The 1,073-nt window shown below is 63.3% G+C and carries 1 pseudogene; it reads right to left on the bottom strand.

The features are described 5' to 3' along the window. A pseudogene (locus ACFFNA_RS39305) lies at window positions 1-1,073 on the bottom strand (hypothetical protein); the annotation flags it as partial.

The following is a 1,073-nucleotide window of genomic DNA, read 5'->3' as shown; positions in this document are numbered from 1 at the left end:
CAGAGAGCTGGGCTTCGCGTTTGGCAAGGCGAGAGACCTCGCCGGCGATCGCGACTGTTGCCTCGCGGCAGTCCGGCGCTTCCGACCACTTGCTGAAACCGTTCACCAGGTTCGCCAGGTGCTGCGCAGTAACGTCAGAGAGCTGGGCTTCGCGTTTGGCAAAGCGAGAGACCTCGCCGGCGATCGCGATTGTGGCCTCGCGGCAGTGCGGCGCTTCCGGCCACTTGCTGAAACCGTTCGCCAGGTTTGCCACGTCCTGCGCATTAAAGTCAGAGAGCTGGGCTTCGCGTTTGGCAAGGCGAGAGACCTCGCCGGCGATCGTGACTGTGGCCTCGCGGCAGTCCGGCGCTTCCGGCCACTTGCTGAAACCGTTCACCAGATTCGCCAGCCCCTGCTGGGTAAAGTCAAAGAGCCGGACGTCGCGTTTGGCGCGGCGAGAGACCTCGCTGGCGATCGCGACTATGGCCTCGCGGCAGTGCGGCGCTTCCGGCCACTTGCTGAAACCGTTCACCAGGTTCGCCAGGTGCTGCGGAGTAACGTCAGAGAGCTGGGCTTCGCGTTTGGCAAAGCGAGAGACCTGGCTGGCGATCGCGACTGTGGCCTCGCGGCAGCCAGGCGCTTGCGGCCACTTGCTGAAACCATTCACCAGGTTCGCCAGGTCCTGCGGAGTAAAATCAGAGATCAAGGCGCCGCTTCCGGAGCGACGAAGGACCGCCTCGGCGATAGCGACTGTGGCCTTGCGACAGTCCGGTGCTTCCGGCCACTTGCTGAAACCGTTCACCAGGGTCGCCAGCCCCTGCTGAGTAAAGTCAAAGAGCCGGACGTCGCGTTTAGCGCGGCGAAGGACCTCACTGGCGATCGCCACTGTGGCTTCGCGGCAGTCCGGCACTTCCGCCCACTTACTGAAACCATTTACCAGGCACGTCAGATGCTCCTGCATAAAGTCAGAGAGCCCGACCTCGCTTTCGGCGCGGCGAAGGACCTCATCGGCGATCGCGGCTGTGGCCTTGCGACAGTCCGGTGCTTCCGGCCACTTGCTGAAACCATTGGCCAGCAACGAGAGATTTTGGCTG

The organism is Mesorhizobium kowhaii (assembly GCF_042431665.1).
In the GTDB taxonomy this organism is placed as follows: domain Bacteria; phylum Pseudomonadota; class Alphaproteobacteria; order Rhizobiales; family Rhizobiaceae; genus Mesorhizobium; species Mesorhizobium kowhaii.
The sequence above is the reverse complement of the archived record's forward strand: the minus strand, read 5'-3'. Positions and strand labels throughout refer to the sequence as shown.